19 protein-coding genes are annotated in these 18,616 nt (G+C 68.4%); 1 reads left to right on the top strand and 18 read right to left on the bottom strand.

What is annotated here, in order from left to right:
• Positions 1-2: 2 nt before the first annotated feature.
• Positions 3-1,211, bottom strand: a complete 1,209-nt coding sequence (locus Q5H91_RS00470; RefSeq protein WP_305171264.1) for a trans-sulfuration enzyme family protein — start codon at positions 1,209-1,211, stop codon at positions 3-5.
• Positions 1,212-1,278: 67 nt separating this feature from the next.
• Between Q5H91_RS00470 and Q5H91_RS00465 the strand changes: the two genes are divergently transcribed.
• Positions 1,279-2,514, top strand: a complete 1,236-nt coding sequence (locus Q5H91_RS00465; protein ID WP_305171263.1) for a phospholipid carrier-dependent glycosyltransferase — start codon at positions 1,279-1,281, stop codon at positions 2,512-2,514.
• Here the strand turns inward: Q5H91_RS00465 and Q5H91_RS00460 are convergent.
• From Q5H91_RS00460 to Q5H91_RS00380, 17 genes are all read right to left on the bottom strand, one after another.
• Positions 2,511-3,611: a glycosyltransferase family 2 protein gene (locus Q5H91_RS00460; RefSeq protein WP_305171262.1), complete on the bottom strand. Its 1,101-nt coding sequence runs from the start codon at positions 3,609-3,611 to the stop codon at positions 2,511-2,513. The genes Q5H91_RS00465 and Q5H91_RS00460 overlap by 4 nt on opposite strands.
• On the bottom strand, positions 3,608-4,666 hold the full coding sequence (gene leuB / locus Q5H91_RS00455; protein ID WP_305171261.1) for a 3-isopropylmalate dehydrogenase: 1,059 nt from the start codon (positions 4,664-4,666) through the stop codon (positions 3,608-3,610). The genes Q5H91_RS00460 and leuB overlap by 4 nt, the downstream gene beginning before the upstream one ends.
• A gap of 27 nt (positions 4,667-4,693) precedes the next feature.
• Positions 4,694-5,425: a DNA repair protein RecO gene (gene recO / locus Q5H91_RS00450; RefSeq protein WP_305171260.1), complete on the bottom strand. Its 732-nt coding sequence runs from the start codon at positions 5,423-5,425 to the stop codon at positions 4,694-4,696.
• A gap of 46 nt (positions 5,426-5,471) precedes the next feature.
• Positions 5,472-6,320 carry a sterol desaturase family protein gene (locus Q5H91_RS00445; protein WP_305171259.1) on the bottom strand — a complete coding sequence of 283 codons (849 nt, stop codon included), beginning with the start codon at positions 6,318-6,320 and terminating at the stop codon, positions 5,472-5,474.
• 90 nt (positions 6,321-6,410) lie between these two features.
• Positions 6,411-7,145: a PEPxxWA-CTERM sorting domain-containing protein gene (locus tag Q5H91_RS00440; RefSeq protein ID WP_305171258.1), complete on the bottom strand. Its 735-nt coding sequence runs from the start codon at positions 7,143-7,145 to the stop codon at positions 6,411-6,413.
• A gap of 392 nt (positions 7,146-7,537) precedes the next feature.
• Positions 7,538-9,460 carry an excinuclease ABC subunit UvrC gene (gene uvrC / locus Q5H91_RS00435; protein WP_305172330.1) on the bottom strand — a complete coding sequence of 641 codons (1,923 nt, stop codon included), beginning with the start codon at positions 9,458-9,460 and terminating at the stop codon, positions 7,538-7,540.
• A 55-nt stretch (positions 9,461-9,515) separates the two neighbouring features.
• Positions 9,516-9,881, bottom strand: a complete 366-nt coding sequence (locus Q5H91_RS00430; protein ID WP_305171257.1) for a hypothetical protein — start codon at positions 9,879-9,881, stop codon at positions 9,516-9,518.
• A gap of 68 nt (positions 9,882-9,949) precedes the next feature.
• The gene (locus Q5H91_RS00425; protein WP_305171256.1) at positions 9,950-10,591 is read right to left on the bottom strand and encodes a F0F1 ATP synthase subunit B family protein; all 642 of its coding nucleotides are present in this window, start codon (positions 10,589-10,591) and stop codon (positions 9,950-9,952) included.
• A complete protein-coding gene (locus tag Q5H91_RS00420) occupies positions 10,584-11,078 on the bottom strand; it encodes a F0F1 ATP synthase subunit B family protein (RefSeq protein ID WP_305171255.1) in 495 nt (164 codons plus the stop codon). The genes Q5H91_RS00425 and Q5H91_RS00420 overlap by 8 nt, the downstream gene beginning before the upstream one ends.
• 53 nt (positions 11,079-11,131) lie before the next feature.
• Positions 11,132-11,359: a F0F1 ATP synthase subunit C gene (locus Q5H91_RS00415; protein ID WP_007406947.1), complete on the bottom strand. Its 228-nt coding sequence runs from the start codon at positions 11,357-11,359 to the stop codon at positions 11,132-11,134.
• A gap of 59 nt (positions 11,360-11,418) precedes the next feature.
• Entirely contained in the window at positions 11,419-12,177 is a 759-nt protein-coding gene (locus tag Q5H91_RS00410) for a F0F1 ATP synthase subunit A (RefSeq protein ID WP_305172329.1), read from the bottom strand.
• 68 nt (positions 12,178-12,245) lie between these two features.
• Positions 12,246-12,563, bottom strand: a complete 318-nt coding sequence (locus Q5H91_RS00405; RefSeq protein ID WP_305171254.1) for an AtpZ/AtpI family protein — start codon at positions 12,561-12,563, stop codon at positions 12,246-12,248.
• 166 nt (positions 12,564-12,729) lie between these two features.
• A complete protein-coding gene (locus tag Q5H91_RS00400) occupies positions 12,730-13,110 on the bottom strand; it encodes a YdbL family probable chaperone protein (protein WP_305171253.1) in 381 nt (126 codons plus the stop codon).
• Complete coding sequence (locus tag Q5H91_RS00395; protein WP_370655192.1) at positions 13,110-13,259, bottom strand: YnbE family lipoprotein; 150 nt, start codon at positions 13,257-13,259, stop codon at positions 13,110-13,112. Before Q5H91_RS00395 ends, Q5H91_RS00400 begins: the two co-directional genes overlap by 1 nt.
• 44 nt (positions 13,260-13,303) lie before the next feature.
• Positions 13,304-16,447, bottom strand: a complete 3,144-nt coding sequence (locus Q5H91_RS00390) for an intermembrane phospholipid transport YdbH family protein (protein WP_305171251.1) — start codon at positions 16,445-16,447, stop codon at positions 13,304-13,306.
• A gap of 132 nt (positions 16,448-16,579) precedes the next feature.
• The gene (locus Q5H91_RS00385; RefSeq protein ID WP_305171250.1) at positions 16,580-16,714 is read right to left on the bottom strand and encodes an entericidin A/B family lipoprotein; all 135 of its coding nucleotides are present in this window, start codon (positions 16,712-16,714) and stop codon (positions 16,580-16,582) included.
• A gap of 275 nt (positions 16,715-16,989) precedes the next feature.
• A complete protein-coding gene (locus tag Q5H91_RS00380) occupies positions 16,990-18,603 on the bottom strand; it encodes a sensor histidine kinase (RefSeq protein ID WP_305171249.1) in 1,614 nt (537 codons plus the stop codon).
• Positions 18,604-18,616: the final 13 nt, after the last annotated feature.

The raw sequence follows: 18,616 nt of genomic DNA, 5'->3' as shown, positions 1-18,616 counted from the left end.
GCCTACAGCCCGACGCCGGTCAGCGCGCGGTCGAGGTCCGCGATGACGTCGTCGGCGTCTTCCAGCCCGACGTTCAGGCGCAGCATCCCCTCACCGATCCCCATCTCCTCGCGCTTGTCCTGCGCGACGCTGCTGTGGGTCGTGGAGGCGGGATGGGTCATCAGTGACCGCGAGTCGCCGATGTTGTTCGAGATATCAACCAGCTCCAGCCCGTCGAGCAGCGCGTGCGCCTGCTCGCGCCCGCCATCGACCTCGAACGCGAAGATCGGGCCGGCGGCCGCCATCTGCCGCATCGCCAGCTCGTGCTGCGGATGGCTGGGCAGGCCGGGGTGCAGCACGCGCGGCACGCGGCCTTCCAGGAAACGACCGACCCTGACCGAGTTCTCCGACTGGCGGCGGATGCGCAGGTCCAGCGTCTCCAGCCCCTTCAGCACCACCCAGGCGTTGAACGGCGACAGCGTCGGCCCGGTGTTGCGGGTGAAGGGAAGGAGCGTGTTGTCGATCCAGTCGCGCGTGCCGCACACCGCACCCGCCAGCACCCGGCCCTGCCCGTCCATCATCTTGGTCGCCGAATAGGCGACCACGTCCGCGCCGAACTCCATCGGGCGTTGCAGCGCCGGGGTGGCGAAGGCGTTGTCGACCACCGTCGTGATGCCGCGCTCGCGCGCGATGCCGCACACCGCGGCCAGATCGGCGACATCCATCGTCGGGTTGGCCGGCGTCTCGAAGAAGAAGACCTTGGTCTCGGGCTTTACCGCGTCGAGGAACGCTTGCGGATCGCGCGCATCGACCACGGTGGTGGCGATGCCGAACTTGGGCAGCAGCGTGTCGGTCAGCCAGCGGCACGACCCGAACGCGGCGCGGCCGCCGACCAGATGGTCGCCGGCCTGCAACTGACACAGCAGCGCCGCGGTCATCGCGGCCATGCCGCTCGCCATCGTCCGGCACGCCTCTGCGCCCTCGAGCAGGGCGATCCGCTCCTCCAGCATCTCGACCGTGGGGTTCTGGAGCCGTGAATAGGTCATGCCGGCCTGCTCGCCCGCGAACCTGGCCGCCGCGTCGCCGGCACAGTCATAGGCATAGCCGGAGGTCAGGAACAGCGCCTCCGACGTCTCGCCATATTCCGAGCGGGCGGTGCCGCCGCGGATCGCCTGCGTCGCGGGCTTCCAGGTGGAGGTGATCGAACGATCCTGGCCGGTCTTGCGCTTCATGCGCCGCGCTTTGCCCCCTCCGCCGCGCCCTTGCAAGGGAGGCGCGAAACGGGAACAAGACCGATCCGTGCCCGCACTCCTCCGCCGCCCCCTGCCCCTGGCATTGCTGATCGGCCTGTTCGCCGAGCTGCTGTTCGCGTGGCGGCTGACGGTGCCGCACGTCTTGGTGTTCGACGAGGTCCATTACGTCCCCGCCGCGCGCAAGCTGCTGGCGTTGGCAGGCCCCGCGAATATCGAGCATCCGCTGCTCGCCAAGGCATTGATCGCAGGCGGCATGCTGATCTTCGGCGACGGTCCGCTCGGCTGGCGCGCGCTGTCGACGCTGGCGGGGACGACGGTGGTGGTCGGGGTGTTCGCGATCCTGTGGCTGGGCCTTGGCCGGCTGCGGCCGGCGGCGATGGGCGCGATGACGGTAATCGCCGGGTTCACCGTGTTCGTCCAGGCGCGGATCGCGATGCTGGACGGGTTCATGGCCGGCTTCGTCGTCACCGGTGCCGCCTGCCTATTATGGGCGATGCGCGGCACGGGGCGGCAGGTGTGGCGGCGCTGGATCGCGGGCGCGGTGCTGCTGGGGCTGGCGACGGCGTGCAAGTGGACCGCGGCACCCTATGTCGCGTTCGCCGGCGTCGCGCTGATCCTGCTGAAGCGCGGGCGGCCCGATCGCTGGCGCGGCCTGGCGGTGGTGCCGGCACTGGCGCTGCTCGGCGCAGTCAGCATCGCTACCTACCTGCTGACCTTCGCGCCCGCCTTCTTCTACGCCAGCGAGCCGCTGAGCCTGCGCACGCTGATCCCGTTCCAGCTGACCATGTACCGCCAGCAGGTGCAGGTGCTGCCGCCGCACGTCTATCAGTCGCCCTGGTGGAGCTGGCCGCTCGACCGCCGGCCGATCTGGTATCTGTACGAGGTGGTGGACGGCGCCCAGCGCGGTATCCTGCTGGTCGGCAACCCGGCGGTAATGTGGGGCGGGCTGGTCGCGGTGGCGGCGTGCGTGGTCGGCTGGCTGCGCACCCGCGACGTGCGGCTGGGCGCGGCGGCGGGGCTGTGGATCGGGGGCTTTGCGATCTGGTCGGCGATCCCCAAGTCGCTCGGCTTCTTCTATTACTACTACCTGCCGAGCATCTGGCTGGCCATCGCCATCGCGGTGGCGTTCGATCATTGGCGCAGGCGGCTGGGCGGCTGGGACGAGGCGTTCCTGATGCTCGCCTTCGGGCTGTTCATCCACTTCTACCCGATCCTTGCCGCCGCACCCTTGTCCGGACCGCGGGCGTTTACGAAATGGATGTGGTTCTCGACCTGGGCCTAGTAACGGCCCCAGGTGAAGCGCGACGACAGCGCGTAATTCCACACCGCGCCGACCAGTACCCCGGCCAGCGCCGACGCCGCCCAGGCCCCCTCGCGCACGTCGTGAAGAAAGGCGGCGACGCCGATGTTGGCGGCGGCCCCGACCGAGCAGACCAGGCAGAACGACACCCAGCCATCGACCAGCTGCCGCCATCCGCGCAGCCGCCGGTCGCGATAGGTCAGCGTGTTGTTGAGCAGGAAATTGCCGGTCATCGCCACCACCGTCGCGACGATCTGCGCGGCCAGGAACGATGCCCCCGCCGCCACATAGAGCAGCGACAGCACCGCCATGTGCAACCCCACGCCCAGCGCGCCGATCGCGGAGAACATCGCGAAGCGCACCGGCACGAACCGGCCGAACCGACGGTCGTAGAGGGCGATCAGATATTCCATCGCGACGACGTGATCGAGCTTGCTCTCCCCTGCCGTCCGGATGCGAAACGTATAGGGAAGCTCGGCGAACACCAGCGGCCGTGCCCGCGCGGTCATGATGTCGAGCAGGATCTTGAACCCGATCGCCGACAGCAGCGGCGCGACCTGGCGCAGCACGGCCGTGCGGATCATGAAGAAACCGCTCATCGGGTCGCTCAGCTCTGCCTTCAGCACGCGGCGCGACAGGCGGGTGGCGAGTGCCGACTTGCTCACCCGGTCGCGGTCCCACGCGCCGGTGCCGCCCCCTGCCATGAAGCGCGATCCGACCACCAGCTCCAGCGCCGGATCGTCGACCAGCAGCGCCGCCATCTGCGGCAGCAGCGTCTCGTCATGCTGAAGGTCGCCGTCGATCACCGCGACCAGCGGCGCCGCAGTCGCACACATCCCCTCGACACAGGCCGACGACAGCCCCCGCCGCCCGATCCGCTGGATCACGCGCACGCGGGCGTCGACCCGGCCGAGGTCGCGGACGGCGTCGGCGGTCCCGTCCGGGCTATCGTCGTCGACGAAGATCACTTCCCAGCGCCGCCCGCCCAACGCCTGGTCGAGCCGCGCGACCAGCGTCGCGACATTGTCCCGCTCGTTGAAGGTCGGGACGACGACCGCCAGGTCGAGCAGCCCGGTCACCCGGCGGCAGTCTCCAGCGTCGCCAGCACGCCTTGCGTCATCGCGTCGGTCGACAGGTTGCCGCCCAGATCGGCGGTCCTCGCGCCGCCGGCGATCGTCGCGGCCACCGCCGCCTCGATCCGGTCCGCCGCATCGGGGCGATCCAGCGAGTGGCGCAGCATCATCGCCGCCGACAGGATCGTGGCGCAAGGGTTGGCCTTGCCCTGCCCGGCGATGTCGGGCGCGGAGCCGTGGATCGGCTCATACAGCCCCTTGCTCTCATGGTTCAGCGCGGCGGAGGGCAACATGCCGATCGACCCCGCGCACATCGACGCCTGATCCGACAGGATGTCGCCGAACAGATTGCCCGTAACGATCGTATCGAATTGGCCGGGATCGCGGACCAGCTGCATCGCGGCATTATCGACATACATGTGCGACAGGGCGACATCGGGATAGTCGCGCGCGACCTCGTTCACCACGTCGCGCCAAAGTTGCGAGGTTTCGAGCACGTTGGCCTTGTCGACAGACAGCAGCCGCCGCTGGCGGGTGCGCGCCGTCTCGAAGCCGACCCGCGCGATCCGTGCGACCTCGACCTCGTCGTAACGCATCAGGTCGTGGCCCTCGCGCAGCCCGGTGCTGGTGAAGCCGCGGCCCTTGTCGCCGAAATAGACGTCGCCGACCAGCTCGCGGACGATCACCAGATCGATGCGGCGCGCGATCTCCGGCTTCAGGGCAGAGGCATCCTCCAGCCCCTGGAACAACCGCGCAGGGCGCAGGTTGGCGAACAGCTTCAGCGACTTGCGCAGGCCGAGGATGGCCTGCTCGGGGCGCATCGCCCGCTCCAGCGCGTCGAAGGCAGGATCGCCGACCGCGCCGAACAATATCGCGTCCGCCCGGTGCGCAAGATCCAGCGTCTCGGGCGGCAAGGGATGACCCTGCGCCCGGTAGGCCGCGCCGCCGACCAGCCCCTCTTCATAAGTCAGGTCGGGCGCGACCACGTCCAGCACCCGGCGGGCGGCGGCGACGACTTCGGGTCCGATGCCGTCACCGGCGAGCAGGGCGATCATGGTCATGGCCGCCCCTTGCCGGGCAAGGCGGGATCACGCAACCGCTCTCTTCAGCCGCTCCACCAGCCGCTCGCGCGCGGCGAGCGGCGCGGCGCGACGGTCGGTCAGGATGTCGCGCGCCAGGAAATGTCCGGTCAGGCGCAAGCCGTCGACCAGATCGCTGCCCGTCGCCGCCCCGCCTTCTCGCAGGAATGTCGGCAGGGCGAGCAGCTGGCGCTCATATCCGCCCGCCGCGGCGCGAGACACCGCGCCGCCGCTACGCGGGCTGACATAAGCCAGATCCGCTTCGCCACCGGTGACGACGCAGCGGTCGAGATCGAGGCCGAAGCCCAGCTCGGCGAGCAGCAGCAGCTCGAACCGGACCAGCGCCCCTGCCCATCCCCGCGCGGCCGGGGCGGCCTCGATCGCGCGCAGCACGCCGTCCATCCCGGCATAGAGGCGCGGATAGGGCTGCGCCTCCGGCAGCGCCGCCGCGACCAGCGCGGTCAGCCATTCGATCGCCGCCGCCGCCAGCGGCTCGGCATGGAGAGCGGCGCGGCTGTGGAGCGGCTCGACGGTCAGGGCGGCCAGTTGCTCGGGCGTGCGGGCGCGCCACGCGGCGCGGATCGCGTTACCGGGTTGCAGGACAGGACGCAGCTGGCGCGACCGGCCGCCGCGGACGTAACCGGGATGGACGCCGTCATGGGGGGTCAACGCGCGCACCACGCAGCCATGTTCACCGTGCGCGCGAACCGAAAGGACGATGGCATCGGCGACCAGCTGCATCGCCCTTATGTCGGCCGGGAGGACAGCCTCCGCAAGCGGCGACGGGTCAGACGGGATCGCCGCCGATCACCGCGGGCTTTGACGGGTCGGCCTGGGCGCGCGTCCGCTCCGGAATGAAGGGACGGATCAGCTCGTCATGCAACGCAGGAGCGACCGGGTAGTCGATGCCGTACACCGGTGGATAGTGATCGGGCAGGTGCAGGGTGCCGAAGATGCGGTCGATCACCGGCAGCGTCGCCGCGAAGTTGCGGTCGCGATGCTCGTCATTGGTGTGATGCCAATGGTGGAAGGCGGGTGTCGCGATCAGGTGCTCCAGCGGCCCGAACCGCCAGCGGACATTGGCATGGACCAGGAAAGACCAGAAGGTGCCGACCAGCGTGACGATCACCGGGATCATCCCGCCTTTCGCCCCCGCCCCGCCCAATCCCAGGAGATAGAGCGGCACCAGCCCGCCCAATCGGGTGACCAGGATGTCCACCGGATGGGCGCGCGTATTGACCAGCCAGTCCATGTGCTCGGGCGTGTGATGGATGGCATGGAACTGCCATAGATAGGGCGAGCGATGGCACCAGCGATGCGCGAAATAGGAGCCGATATCCGCCACCACCAGGCCGATCGGGATGGCGAACCATAGCGGCAGCGCGGCTATCATCTGGGTATAGGCGACGGGGGTCACCGCGGTGACCAGCGTCGACACCAGCGCGAGCGGCGCCGCCAGCAGCAGTGCGGGGGTCAGGCCGTTCAGGTAGAAATAGCCGAGATCGGCCAGAATGCGGCGTCGCCCCTCGCGCTGGCGCAGCGCGAACAGCTTTTCCATGGGCGCGAAGACCAGCGTCAGGATCACCAGCCAGATCGTCAGCCGGCCGACATTCACCAACAGTTCCGCGAGCGTCATCGATGCATCCACTTGCGCAAAAGCCGCCCCCTTCCAAGCGGGAGGGGGCGGCGATCACATGATCGGCAGAGTGCCGGCCATCGTCTTCGGTCAGGCGATAGCCGCCTTGGTGTTACGACGGCGATAACGGGCGGTTGCGCCGACCATCGCGAAGCCGACGAGCATCATGGCCCAGGTGGCGGGCTCGGGCACGGCGGTCATCGCGACGTTGTCGAGGGTGGCGATCGGCGGCAGGCCGTTGGGCGTGCCGATCGACAGGAACGACAGGACCTGGCTGGTGCTGGTCGCGGTAAAGGTGCGCGACACGGTGTTCCAGCCGGTGAAGCCGTGGCTGACATTGTTCAGGATGGTGGTGCTGAACGAGTCGTTGCCGAAGCCGACCAGCAGCTGCTCGGTCGTCGCGCCATCACGGCTCTGCAGCTGGCCCGCGCCCCACTCGAAGGTCAGCAGATACTGCTGGCCGATCGTCAGGCCGTTGATGACCTGCTGGACCGCACCGCGCGCCGTGGAGTCGCCGTCCAGCGCCAGGAAGTTGCCGCCCTGCGAGCTGGCATTGGCGGCCCACATCTTTTCCTTGTTGGTGTAGGCATAGGTGCCCGCGGCGTTGCCGGTCGTGGCGTTGGCGGCGTTGAACAGCAGGTTGTAGCCACCGGTCGACGTCCAGCCCGCAACGGTGCCGGCGTTGCCGATCTGGAAGTTGCCGGTCGACGAGGTCGTCGTGGTCGACTCGAACCCGCCATTGGTAACCAGGTTCAGGTTCGCTGCCGAAGCAGGTGCAGCCGCAGCGACAGTCATGGCGGCAACGGCGAAAGCGATCTTCTTCATAATACACGCCCCTTCATTAACTAATTCTACAAAGCCAGATTCGATGATGAGAATCTTGACATGCTATCCGCAGCTACGATCTTACGCCGAGAGCATTTGGTAGCCTGTGAATTAGAAATATTCGGCGGCATGAAGACGGTCAATCGCAACAATGTCCCATATTCAATTGTGACATTTTATACATCAACACCAAAACGGCATTCTGCTTTTGGTTAATGCAGTAAAATGCTGTTTTTGCAGTATCATGACTTGCCATCATGACCAGATGTCCCGGCCATCCGTCAAAGCGGCAGGTGAGCAATGTTCCAAATTGGGATCGCTGTTACAGCCGTTTGCGAATCAACTGATTCCGCAACGACGAGTAGGCATCACCACGTCCGATCAATGACTTATCAGCGAGCGTGGTAGAAATCATAGACCTGCTGCGCGACGGCAGCCGATACGCCCGGAGTCCTTTTCAGATCGTCCAGACTCGCGTTGCGGACGGCACGACCTGTTCCAAAATGCATCAGCAGCGCCTTTTTGCGCGCCGGACCGATGCCGGGCACCTCGTCGAGCGGCGAGGCGCCGATCGCCTTGGCCCGCTTCTCGCGGTGCGCACCGATCGCGAAGCGGTGCACTTCGTCGCGCAATCGCTGGAGGTAGAACAGGACCGGCGCGTTGACCGGCAGCTGAAAATCGCGGCCGTCCATCAGGTGGAACACCTCGCGCCCCTCGCGTCCGTGGTTCGGGCCCTTGGCAACGCCGACGAGACACACGTCTTCGATGCCGAGATCCTCCAGCACCCCACGCGCGGCGTTGAGCTGGCCGCGGCCGCCATCGATCAGCACCAGATCGGGCCACTCGCCACCGTCGCGGTCGGGATCCTCGGCCTGGGCACGGGCGAAGCGACGCTGGAATACCTCGCGCATCATCGCGAAGTCGTCGCCGGGCACGGTGTCCTTGTTGCGGATGTTGAACTTGCGATACTGGCCCTTGCGGAAGCCTTCGGGTCCGGCGACCACCATCGCGCCGAGCGCGTTGGTGCCCTGGATATGGCTGTTGTCATAGACCTCGATCCGATCGGGCGGCTCGGGCAGGTCGAACAGGTCGGCGACTTCGCGTAGCAGCCGCGCCTGGGTGGTGCTCTCCGCAAGACGCCGCTCCAGCGCCTCGACCGCGTTGCGCTTCGCCTGATCCATCAGGCGGCGGCGGTCGCCGCGCTGCGGCACCGACAATGCGACCTTGTAGCCGGCGGCATCACCCAGCGCCTGCGCCAGCAGCTCCGCCTCGGGCAGGTCGCGGTCGAGAAGCACGGTACGGGCGGGCGGCACCTCCTCGTAGAATTGGGTCAGGAAGCTGGTCAGCACCTCATCCTCGGGCACCTCGGCGGTGTGCGTCGGAAAGAAGCTGCGATGTCCCCAATTCTGACCGCCGCGGATGAAGAAGGCCTGGATGCCGATCAGCCCCTCCTTGCACGCCAGCGCGAAGACGTCGGCGTCGCCGACCCCCTCCGCATTGATCGCCTGCGTGCCCTGAACGAAGGTGAGCGCCTTCAGCCGGTCGCGCAGCAGCGCCGCCAGTTCGAAGTCCATCGCCTCTGCCGCCGCCTGCATCTGCGTGCCGAGCTTGGCCTGCACCTGGGTCGAGCGGCCAGCGAGGAAGTCCTTCGCGTCGCCGACCAGTTCGGCATAGGCGGCCTTGTCGATCCGACCGACGCACGGCGCCGAACAGCGCTTGATCTGATAGAGCAGGCAGGGACGATCGCGCGTCTTGAAGAAGCCGTCGGTACAGGAGCGGAGCAGGAAGAGCTTCTGCAGCGCGTTCAACGTGTTGTTGACGCTGCCGGCGCTGGCGAAGGGACCGTAATAGTTTCCGGTCGCGCGACGGGCGCCGCGGTGTTTCTGTACGCGGGGAAAATCGGTATCGGCGCGCAGCAGGATGAACGGAAAGCTTTTGTCGTCGCGCAACAGCACGTTGTAGGCGGGGCGATAGCGCTTGATGAGCTGCGCCTCGAGCAGCAGCGCCTCCGCCTCGTTGTTGGTCGTGACGATCGTCATCGACCGGGTCTGCGACACCATTCGCTGGAGTCGCTTGGGCAGTGCCTTGATCTGGGTGTAATTGGCGACGCGCTGCTTCAGCGACCGCGCCTTGCCGACATACAGCACGTCGCCCCGTGCATCCTGCATCCGGTAGACGCCGGAGCGCTGTGGCAGCGTCTTCAATACGTTGCGGATCGCCGCCACCCCGGCGTCCAGATCGGGCGCATCGGCGCCGCGAATGGCGAAGGTGGCTTTTTCCTCGTTGAAGCGATCGGTGGCGGAGGGCGTCGACATGTCGCCCATCATCTAGGAGTCGATGCGTCCGGGCGCTACCACCCGGCCGACAGGATCATATCGATGCGTCGAACGACGGCACCGGAGGTAGGGGTGTGAAGGGGTCGGCGGCCGCATCATGCGCCTCGGTCGCGCGCCAGAAGGGATCGTCGCGCTTCGGCATCGACGACGGCGCGACCAGCGAGAAGCCGCTGGGCGCGGAGTATCCAACGGTGAGGGAGGGTGCCGGATCGACGGGCGCCACATCGGCGCTGCCGCGGTCGAGTGTCGATGGGATCAGCGACAGGCCCGTGCGGCCAAGGTCAAGGCCGGTGGCGCCGATCGCGATGCACAGCCCGAGGCCCATACCCACAGCGATCGCATCCAACGGCTTACGCCGACCCGTCCTGTCCATCACCCGCTCCGTCGGCGCCGCGTCCATCCCGCGGCGATCCTGTCAGAGCGACATGACCTACGACGAGGCACGCGGTCAAGCCCGCCCTCGTGAAATCAGTGCGGGCGGGCCAGCCCGGTAATCGCGCGATCGACCATGGCGCGGTCGGCGTCGGCATTGTGATGCTCGGCAATCAGCAGTCCCGCCGCCTTCGCCGCGGCATCGGCGGCACGGATGCGAACCTCGGCAATGGCAGCCCGCTCGGCGGCGGCGATCTTGTCCTCGGCCATGCGCGCGCGGCGCTCCATCAGGGACTCGGCATCCGCCTTCGCCTTGACGACGATCGCGTGCGCCTCCTGATGGGCATGGGCGCGGATCGTCTCCGCATCGGCCTGCGCCGACTGCGCCTTCGCTGCATATTCCGCACGCAGCGCTTCCGCCTCGGCGCGCAGCTTGGCGGCTTCGTCGAGCTGCGACCGGATCGCGGCAATGCGCGTGTCGAGCATGCCGCCGATCAGCGACGGCACCTTCTTCCACAGCATCAGCAGCACCACGACCAGCGCCGCGATACCGACCCAGCCGGTCGAATCGAAGCCGAGCGCGGTCGGCGAGGCGGCATGCTCCTCCGTTGAGGCGCTATGCCCCTCCAGCCCGTCGCCGCCCTTGATCGGACGCTCGGTCAGGCTGGTCGCATGGGTCGCATCGGCCAGATTCTCTGCGACCTGCGCGTCGGCCGGATCGGTTGCCGGATTAGCCATGTGCCCTCACCTCCCGCACCGCATGCGCGGCCTGATCGACCGAGACCTCGATCCCGGCCAGCTTGGCGACCAGATCGCGTGCCGCCTCGGCGGACAAGGTTTCCAGGTTGGCGAGCGCCTCCGCCTTGGCATTGGCGATCGCCAGGTCGTGATGACCCAGCCGCTCGGCGAGGTCGGCATCGGCCGCCTTGACCTGCTGCTCGGCCGACGCAGTCGCCTGCGCCTTGGCCTTGCTGGTTTCCGCAAGGGCCGCCACGCGGGCGGCGTCCATGTCGGCGCGCCATGCCTCCTCGGTCCGGTCCGCTTCCAGGCGCGCGGTTTCCGCCGCGGCCAGATCACCGGCAACCCGCGCCTCACGCGCGTCGACGGTGGCGACGATCTTCGGCACCATTCCGCGGCCTACCACGAAATAGAGCAGGCCGAAGGTAATCAGCAGCCAGAAGATCTGGGATGCATAGGTTGCAGCGATCTGGGAAATCTGGGGCATGGTCGTCCTCAAGCGCCGGCCGGACGCGTGCGTCCGGCCGGCCACCGGCAAGTTCAGGCGACGAAGACCAGGATAATCATCGTCACGAAGGCGAGCAGGCCGAGCAGCTCGGCGCCCGCGAAACCGATGAACAGACGGCCCTGCTGGCTGTCCGCCGCGCCCGGATTGCGCAGCGCGCCCTCGAGGAACTTGGCGAAGACGTTGCCCACGCCGAGCGAGGCGATGCCCATGCCGATGGCGGCGAGACCGGCACCGATCAGCTTTGCGGCTTCTGCGTCCATGATATTCACTCCAGTTCAAAAACAGTGTTGGAAAGTCGTAAAAGTCACACCCGATCGTCTCAGTGCAGGTTCACCGCATCATTGAGATAGACCGAGGTCAACAGCGCGAAGACATAGGCCTGGATGGCGGCGACCAGCAGCTCCAGGAGCGTGATGCCGATCATCAGCAGGAAACTGGGCAGCGTCACGATTGCGACGTAGCCGGGGCCCATGTTGATGCCGTTGATGACGAAGGCGGCCAGCACCTTCAGCAGGATGTGCCCCGCGGTCATCGCGACGAACAGTCGCAGACCCAGCGAAAAGGGACGCACCAGGAAGCTCATCAGCTCGACCACGAAGATCAGCGGGATCATCAGAACCGGCGTGCCGTGCGGCACGAAGAGCGAGAAGAAGTGGAAGCCGTGCTTGCCGAAGCCGACGATCAGCACGATCGAGAACGAGATGATCGCCAGCACGCCGGTGACCGTCAGATGGCTGGTCACGGTGAACGGGTGCACGCCCGGCACGACGCCGAAAGGCAGCAATCCCAGGATGTTGGCGAACAGGATGAACATGAAGAGCGAGAAGACGTAAGGCACGAAACGCTTGCCCGCCGGCCCGATGTTCGAGGTCAGCATGCCCGACACGAAACCGGTGAAGCCCTCGACCGCGGCCTGCCAGCGGCCGGGCACCAGCTCGCGCTTCATGCCGCCCAGCATGAACACCCACAGGGCGACCAGCGTCACCACCATCCACAGCGCCGAATTGGTAAAAGACAGGTCGTAACCGCCCACCACCCAATGCGAACCCATCACCGGCTCGATCAGGAACTGGTGCATCGGGTCGATCTTGCCGCCTTCCGCTGCCGCCACTGTCGTTCGCTCCAAATTACGAAAAAGCGCTCGGATCACTCCGGGCGCTCGTTGCCGATACGAATGATTTGCCTGAACGCCACCGCTATCCCGAGGAACAGCATCACGATCAGTCCCCATGGCGACGTGCCGAACCAGCGGTCGATGAGCCAGCCGATCAGCGCGCTGCCGACGAGACTTCCGATCAGGGCGGCGATGACGCGGTTACCCTGGGCATAGCCCCGGTCGGTATCCTGCTTCACCCCTCCCCGCGCCGCTTCGGCCACCCGCGCCTGGCGCAGACGCTCGTCGAGCGCGGCCAGTCGCGGATCCTCCGCGTCGTGGAAATCCTGTCCGGAGTCGTTTTCCGCCACGCGCCATCCCCTTGCCGAAATCAGCCGAACGGAGGGAGATACACGCGAGCGGCGAGCAACCCCGCCAAGGCCCCGCCGCTTTAGAAAGGGGTGCCGGGCAAGTCAACCGGCCCAAAACACGGGATTGTCATGGCGCCGCCCCGCCCGGCCGGACGGGGCAGCACGCTTATACGCAGCGCGGATCGCGGGTCGGTGCGCCCGAACCGCGGGTCGCCCACTCGCCGGCCGGGGTGCGATACTTCTCGCCGGGCGAGGTCTGCGCGATCAGGTTGCAGCCGCTGGTGAAGGCCAGCTGCTCGACCGTCGCGCCGCTCGCCGCCGCCTTCTGGGTATAGGCGGATTTGCGCTGGATATTGATGTTGGCGACCAGCGCGCGCAGATCGGCCGAGCCGGCGCCGACGACGCCCAGATAGCCGTCGGGCTGTTCGCCGACCTGCCCGGCAGAGCGCGCGGCGGCATAGGCCGGATCGCGCTGCGCCCAGGCGGCGACCGAAAGGCCGGCCAGCCCGATGGCGGCGGCGGTGAAGAAGGCGGCACGGGCGTTCATCAGAATATCCCCGGGTTCTGCTGGATCAGCGATTTCGCCTCGTTGTCGAGACGGTACACCACTTCCTGCGTCACGTTGATGTTGAGGTTGATCTCGATCGGCTTGTCCGGCGCGCTGATGCTGATGCATCCGCTGACCAGCAGGCCCATCGTACAGGTCGTGATCCTTCGCATCGTCGTCAACCTCGAACGCTTCATCGCACGGTCTCGCTTGCAGGGGGCTGAATGGATGGTTTGGCGGGCGCGGTGCCGGCTGGGATAGCACGCCGGTTCTGCTCCTCCAGCAGCGCCGGCAGGTTGCGCTGGATCAGGCGGCGCGGGTCGTAGAAGGAGGCGGCCGAATCGATCAGGCCGCGAAACGGCGCGCGGATGCGGACGTTGAAGACGAACGGCAGCCGCTGCAGCCGGCGGACAATGAAGTTGCTCTTCGCCCCCTGCCCCTGGCTGACCCCGGCGAAGCGGACGTCGGTCACCATCTCGCCAGCGAGGGGGCCGTTCATCGTCAGCGCCAGGCTGCGATAGCGCAGCGAGCGGAGCGCCTGGAAGGCGAGATTGCCCCAGACGCCCAGCTGCTCCTTGCCCAGCGCGCCGACATAGGCGATCGTCCCGCCACCCTCGCGCATGGCGAGGCGGCCATTCTCGATCCGGCCGCCGCTCTGGTCGAAGATCATCGGCAGCGTGCCGTCGAACACGCCGGTGGCGTTGAGATTGTCGAAGTCGAACTGCTGGAGGAACTGGTCGGCGCGCGCGCCGGCGACGCGGAAGGTCAGCCGCCGCTCGCGCTGCTGGTCGAAGTCGAGCAGCGAGGGGGCGAGGGTCAGCGTGCCGCCGGCGAACGGCCACTCCGCTCCCTCGACCTGCACGCGGGTGCCGCCGAGCAGTTGGTAGCGCAAGGTGCCGTCGATCACCTCGATGCCGGGGTTTACGCTGCGGATGGTGGCGACCTGTCCGGGCGCGGTGTGCAGGCCGAGCAGGTCGTCGAAGCGGACGCGGCCGACAATGCCCTGGGCCGGGCCGAAGGCGGCGGCGAGGTCGATGCCGGAGGTGCCCGCCACCGTGCCGAAATCGCCGGTGCTGGTGACCCGTTCCGGACTCCAGTCGATCCGGGCGCGGCCGTCGATGGCGCCCTTGACGTCGGCGACGACGCCGAAGGTCAGCGGGGTGAGCAGATCGGGCTGGAACGCGCTGCCGAAGGTCAGCTTGGGCACCGATAGGTCGGCATGGCCGCGACCGGTGGCGAGCAGATGGTCGATCGCCACGTCGGCGACGCGGGTGCCGGTGGTCGGCTCATGCAGGACGCCGGTCACCGCGATGCGTCCGTCGCGCAGGGTCAGCGCGACCTGGCGCGCGGCGAGCGGGCGGAACCGGGGCGCGGACGCCTGCGCATCGGCGACGGTCAGTGCGCCGGTCAGCGAGAGGATGCCGTCCGCCATCTGCCACGCGCCATCGCCGCCGCTCATCAGCAGCGGCACGTTGGCGATCTGGCCGTGGACGCCGGTGAAGCTGCCCGCAACCGCCGCGCCGGTGAGCGTGCCGGTGAGGCGGTCGGCCGCGATCAGCGTCTGTCGGGCGGGCGGGCCGATCCGGGCAGCGACCGTGTCGAGCGCGAAACCGCGATCCGAGAGGCGGATCGTGGCGCCGCTGGCGGTGAGGGCAAGCGGGGTGGTGCCGAGCCGGCCGTCGAGTGCGACCGCAGTGAGTCGTGCTCCGCCGGTGACAGTACCGCCGTCGACCGCGACCAGCGCCGGGCCGGTCGGGCATAGCCGCAGCCGCGCGGGATCGAGCACCAGGCCGGCAATGGCGAGCCGCTGGAACGCCATCGGCGTACAGTCGGGATTGACGGTCACGCGCCCGCGTCCGTCGGTACGAAAGACCAGCGGTAGTTCCAATCCCTCGACCCGCCCGTCGCCGAGCGGGCCGGTCAGCTTGGCGCGCGTCGCGACGGTGGCGGCGCCACCGGGGGTCACCGCGAAGGTGACCGGCGCGAGAGCAAGCCGTGCATCGCCGGCGACATAGGGTGCGATCGTGGCAGTGCCGCGGATCGCCGCGCCGGGTGCGGCCTGGCTGAGGATCGCGGTGGCGCGGGGCAGGTCGCCGCCCGCCATGGTCAGGCGACCGCCGAAGCGCACGCCATCGGCGGTGATCGCGATCCCCTCCCCGCCGGAAAGTGTCAGCTGCGCGCCGCTGGCTGCGGCGAGCGAAAGGTCGGCGATGGCGACGGCGTCCGGCGCAAGGCGCAGCGTCGCGTCGAGCGCGGCGTTCCGGCTCGCGCGGTCGAGGGCGGCGGTGAGCTGACGGACGAGCGGCGCGACCGGCGTCCCCTCCCCTACCGAGCCGGTCAGGCCGGTGCGCCAGCGCTCGGCGAGCGCGGCACCGCGGGCGTGCACCTCGCCCTCGAAACGTGGATTGTCGCCGATCGTGTAGGTGCCCGCCAGCTTTACCCGCGCCGCACTGCCGGCGGCGGTGCGGATCCCTGCGGCGACGGCGTCGATCGCGCCGTGGTTGGCGGCGGCCTTGCCTTCGAAGTCGACCGTACCGGCCAGCCGTGCCGCCCGCGCGGCCGGGGCAGCGATGGCGGCGGTCGCGACCTTCGCCGAACCCCGCCAGCCGTCGAGTGCCGCCGTGAGCGTCAGGTCGAGCTGCGCACCCGGTTTCGCAATCCGGACCGAGGGACAGTCGAGCACCTGCGCGCCGATGGGGCCGGTCAGGTGCGGTCGCGCGTCGTCGATCGACACGCGCATCGCACCCCGCACCCCATGCACGGTGCAGCCGGCGATCCTCAGCCTCGGGGCGATGGCCGCGACGGGGCCGGTGAAGCCGTCATCGAGCCGCCCCTGCCCCGCCACGCCGAGGCGGACCGGGCCGTAGGGCGTAGCCAGATCGATGATCGCACGGCCGACCGTGATGGGCAGCGACGGGAGCGCGAAGGGCTTGCCGGAGGGTGCCGGCAGCAACCGGTCGATTGCGCCGAGCGAGACGCGACCGTCGACCAGCTTCGCCCTGATCCGGACATTGCCGGCCGCCAGTCCGGAAAGATGCGGGCCGGTGACGCCGAATGCGGTGCGCGTCTCGACCCAGTCGGCCGTCAGGTCGGGGTCGGCGGGGTCGCCGATGACCACGTCGGTCAGCCGTTGTCGGCCGAGGCCCAGGTCGGCGATGGTGTAGCGCGCCGGCACGCGTGCGGCGGTGAGTTCGCGGTCGATGAACCGGGTCGCGATCGGCCGCCGCTCGGCCCAGACGATCAGTCCGACCGCCGGCACCAGCAGCAGCGCGCCGTAGCGGCGGCGCCAGCGGCGCGTTGCGGGGCTGACAGTCGGCGCGCCATCATCGTCCTCCACGCGCCTGTTTCTCTCCACCGTCCGCCTGCTCCTGGCTTCCTATCGGCAGGCCGCGCATAAATGAACCCGCCAAACGGCAATGGGCCCCCGCATCGATGACGCGAGGGCCCATGTCCGTTCGTGTGCCGAGGATTACTTGGCGTCGTCGGCCGTCTTCGCGACCGTCTTGCCCGCCGAGCTGACATCCTTGCCGACACCTTCGACGGTGTTGCAGGCCGAGACGAGCAAGGTGCCGGCGACCAGCGCCAGGCCAACCAACTTACGCATGGAATACCTCCTGAAGGCGAAACTGCCGTGGCGGGAATGATCCGCATCAACAATCGTTCCGCTTCGATCATGATCGGGACCGTGCGGACCGCGGCATCGATGGTGGGAGACGTTAAAGGCCCGGAAGCGTCACCGGGGGGGGGAGGGGTGGACGCTTCCGGGCCTATGTCGTGGATCGCGAGAGCGGGGGGGCATAGGGTCGCGATCCGCATTGCAAAACCGTCCTTGCAGAAATCGGTTCCCGGCCCCGCCGTTAATTTTTCCGGAAAAGTCGTTCAGTCCCGACCGAGCACGGCAAAGGCGATCTCGTACGCGCCGGTCAGCGGGTCGTGGTGAAGCTTGGAGCGGAGCTGGCGCGACAGTCCCTCCATCACCCGGCCGTAGCGGGAGCCGGCGAGTTCACGCAGCGCGTCGCCGTCGACGAGCGCGCGCGAGATGACGCGCAGCACGGCACGGTCGGGTTCGGCAGAAGGCTTCACCGAGACGCGGATCTGCGCGGCGGGATCGCAGCTGCCGGCCAGCTCGATCATCTCGGTGACCAGGAAGGCGAGCGCCACCGCGACGTCCTGGTTGACCAGAAAGGCATCGATGTCGAGCGTCAGCCCGATCGTCTGGGCCTGTTCCGATGCGGTCGCGCGAATATTGGACGACAGCTCGCCGATCATCGTGCGCAGGTTCAGCCCGCGATGCTCCTCCAGCTCGGCGAAATGGTGGCGATGGACGACTGCAAGCGCGTCGACCCGACGCTGGATCGAGGCATAGGCGGCCGTCGCATCGGCGCTGCGCGCGCCGCGGGCGTGGAAGGCGATTAGGCTGGAGATGACCTGCAGGTTGTTCTTGACCCGGTGATGCACCTCGCGGGTCAGCTTGGTCTGGCGGCGCAGCCCCTCTTCCAGCCCCGCCTCGTGCGCGGCGACCGTCTCGCTGATCGCGCGGAACGTCTCGCCCAGCGCGCGGATCTCCTGCGAGGGCAGGCTGGTGGCGCGCGAGTCGATCACCTTGCCGGGCGTGAAGGCGGCGACGCTGGTGCGCAGGTGGCGCAGCGGCCGCAGCAGCAACCGGTCGACCACGAACCAGGCGATGCCGGCCGCCGCGGCCCACATCACCATGGGCAGCATCAAGGCGACGATCAGCGACGAGGTGACCGGTGCGCTGCGCACCGAGGTGGTCAGCACCAGGCCGGCGATGCCGACCTCGGTCCGGAGCGTCTCGGTCCGGCGCAGCGCGCCCCCATCCGGGTCGGGTTCGAGCGGCAGCGCGGCCTCGCCGAGGACCAGCGCACTGGAAAAGCTGGTCGCGCGGCTGACCGGTCGGCCGAGCCGGCGGAGGAACGCCTCTGGGAAGAAGGCGGTGGCGGTGACTCCCGGCCGTGCGCCGACGATGGTCAGCAGCACGCCGCGATCGGGCACGATCGACGCCCTCACCTCCCCCGGCAGCGACACCCGGGGTCCGGGCGGCAGCTCCTCGCCACAGAGCAGCCGGCCGCGCCGGTCGACGATCTCGAACCGCGCGCCCGTCGACGCCTGTTGCGCGAATACCCCCTGCGCGCGGGCGCAACTGGGCAGGTCGGCCGGGTCCGAGCCGAGCGCATCGAGCGCGACGCGGAGCGCCGTGGTGTCACCGATCAGTTCGGTTGCGATCGCGCGTGCGCTCTCGTTGGCGGCGATGCGCAGGCGCGACCGCGCCTCGGCATCGGCGACGCGCGTGGTCTGCAGCGTTGCCACCACCGCGATCAGCGCCAGCGGCAACAGCGCCGCACTCAGGATGAGGAAAAGTTTGACGCCTGTCGGCAGGCGCGCGATCGGCGACTGGCGCACAGCCGAGAGGATCGGGTTCGGCGACGCAGGCGCATGGCCCGACGGCTCTGCAGATGAAGAGTCGGGTGTCATCGGTTCGGGATCG

The sequence above is a fragment of the Sphingomonas aurea genome, from assembly GCF_030678875.1.
In the GTDB taxonomy this organism is placed as follows: Bacteria; Pseudomonadota; Alphaproteobacteria; order Sphingomonadales; family Sphingomonadaceae; genus Sphingomonas; species Sphingomonas aurea.
This window is presented reverse-complemented; position numbering and strand designations above follow the sequence as displayed.

Bases quoted from the DNA above. Each gene is read 5' to 3' on its own strand.
- Q5H91_RS00400 (WP_305171253.1), bottom strand. From the start codon at position 13,110: ATGAACGCCCGTGCCGCCTTCTTCACCGCCGCCGCCATCGGGCTGGCC.
- Q5H91_RS00425 (WP_305171256.1), bottom strand. From the start codon at position 10,591: ATGGCTAATCCGGCAACCGATCCGGCCGACGCGCAGGTCGCAGAGAAT.
- Q5H91_RS00385 (WP_305171250.1), bottom strand. From the start codon at position 16,714: ATGCGTAAGTTGGTTGGCCTGGCGCTGGTCGCCGGCACCTTGCTCGTC.
- Q5H91_RS00420 (WP_305171255.1), bottom strand. From the start codon at position 11,078: ATGCCCCAGATTTCCCAGATCGCTGCAACCTATGCATCCCAGATCTTC.
- Q5H91_RS00380 (WP_305171249.1), bottom strand. From the start codon at position 18,603: ATGACACCCGACTCTTCATCTGCAGAGCCGTCGGGCCATGCGCCTGCG.
- Q5H91_RS00470 (WP_305171264.1), bottom strand. From the start codon at position 1,211: ATGAAGCGCAAGACCGGCCAGGATCGTTCGATCACCTCCACCTGGAAG.
- Q5H91_RS00410 (WP_305172329.1), bottom strand. From the start codon at position 12,177: ATGCACCAGTTCCTGATCGAGCCGGTGATGGGTTCGCATTGGGTGGTG.
- recO (WP_305171260.1), bottom strand. From the start codon at position 5,425: ATGCAGCTGGTCGCCGATGCCATCGTCCTTTCGGTTCGCGCGCACGGT.
- uvrC (WP_305172330.1), bottom strand. From the start codon at position 9,460: ATGTCGACGCCCTCCGCCACCGATCGCTTCAACGAGGAAAAAGCCACC.
- Q5H91_RS00445 (WP_305171259.1), bottom strand. From the start codon at position 6,320: ATGACGCTCGCGGAACTGTTGGTGAATGTCGGCCGGCTGACGATCTGG.
- Q5H91_RS00430 (WP_305171257.1), bottom strand. From the start codon at position 9,881: ATGGACGCGGCGCCGACGGAGCGGGTGATGGACAGGACGGGTCGGCGT.
- Q5H91_RS00415 (WP_007406947.1), bottom strand. From the start codon at position 11,359: ATGGACGCAGAAGCCGCAAAGCTGATCGGTGCCGGTCTCGCCGCCATC.
- Q5H91_RS00395 (WP_370655192.1), bottom strand. From the start codon at position 13,259: ATGGGCCTGCTGGTCAGCGGATGCATCAGCATCAGCGCGCCGGACAAG.
- leuB (WP_305171261.1), bottom strand. From the start codon at position 4,666: ATGACCATGATCGCCCTGCTCGCCGGTGACGGCATCGGACCCGAAGTC.
- Q5H91_RS00440 (WP_305171258.1), bottom strand. From the start codon at position 7,145: ATGAAGAAGATCGCTTTCGCCGTTGCCGCCATGACTGTCGCTGCGGCT.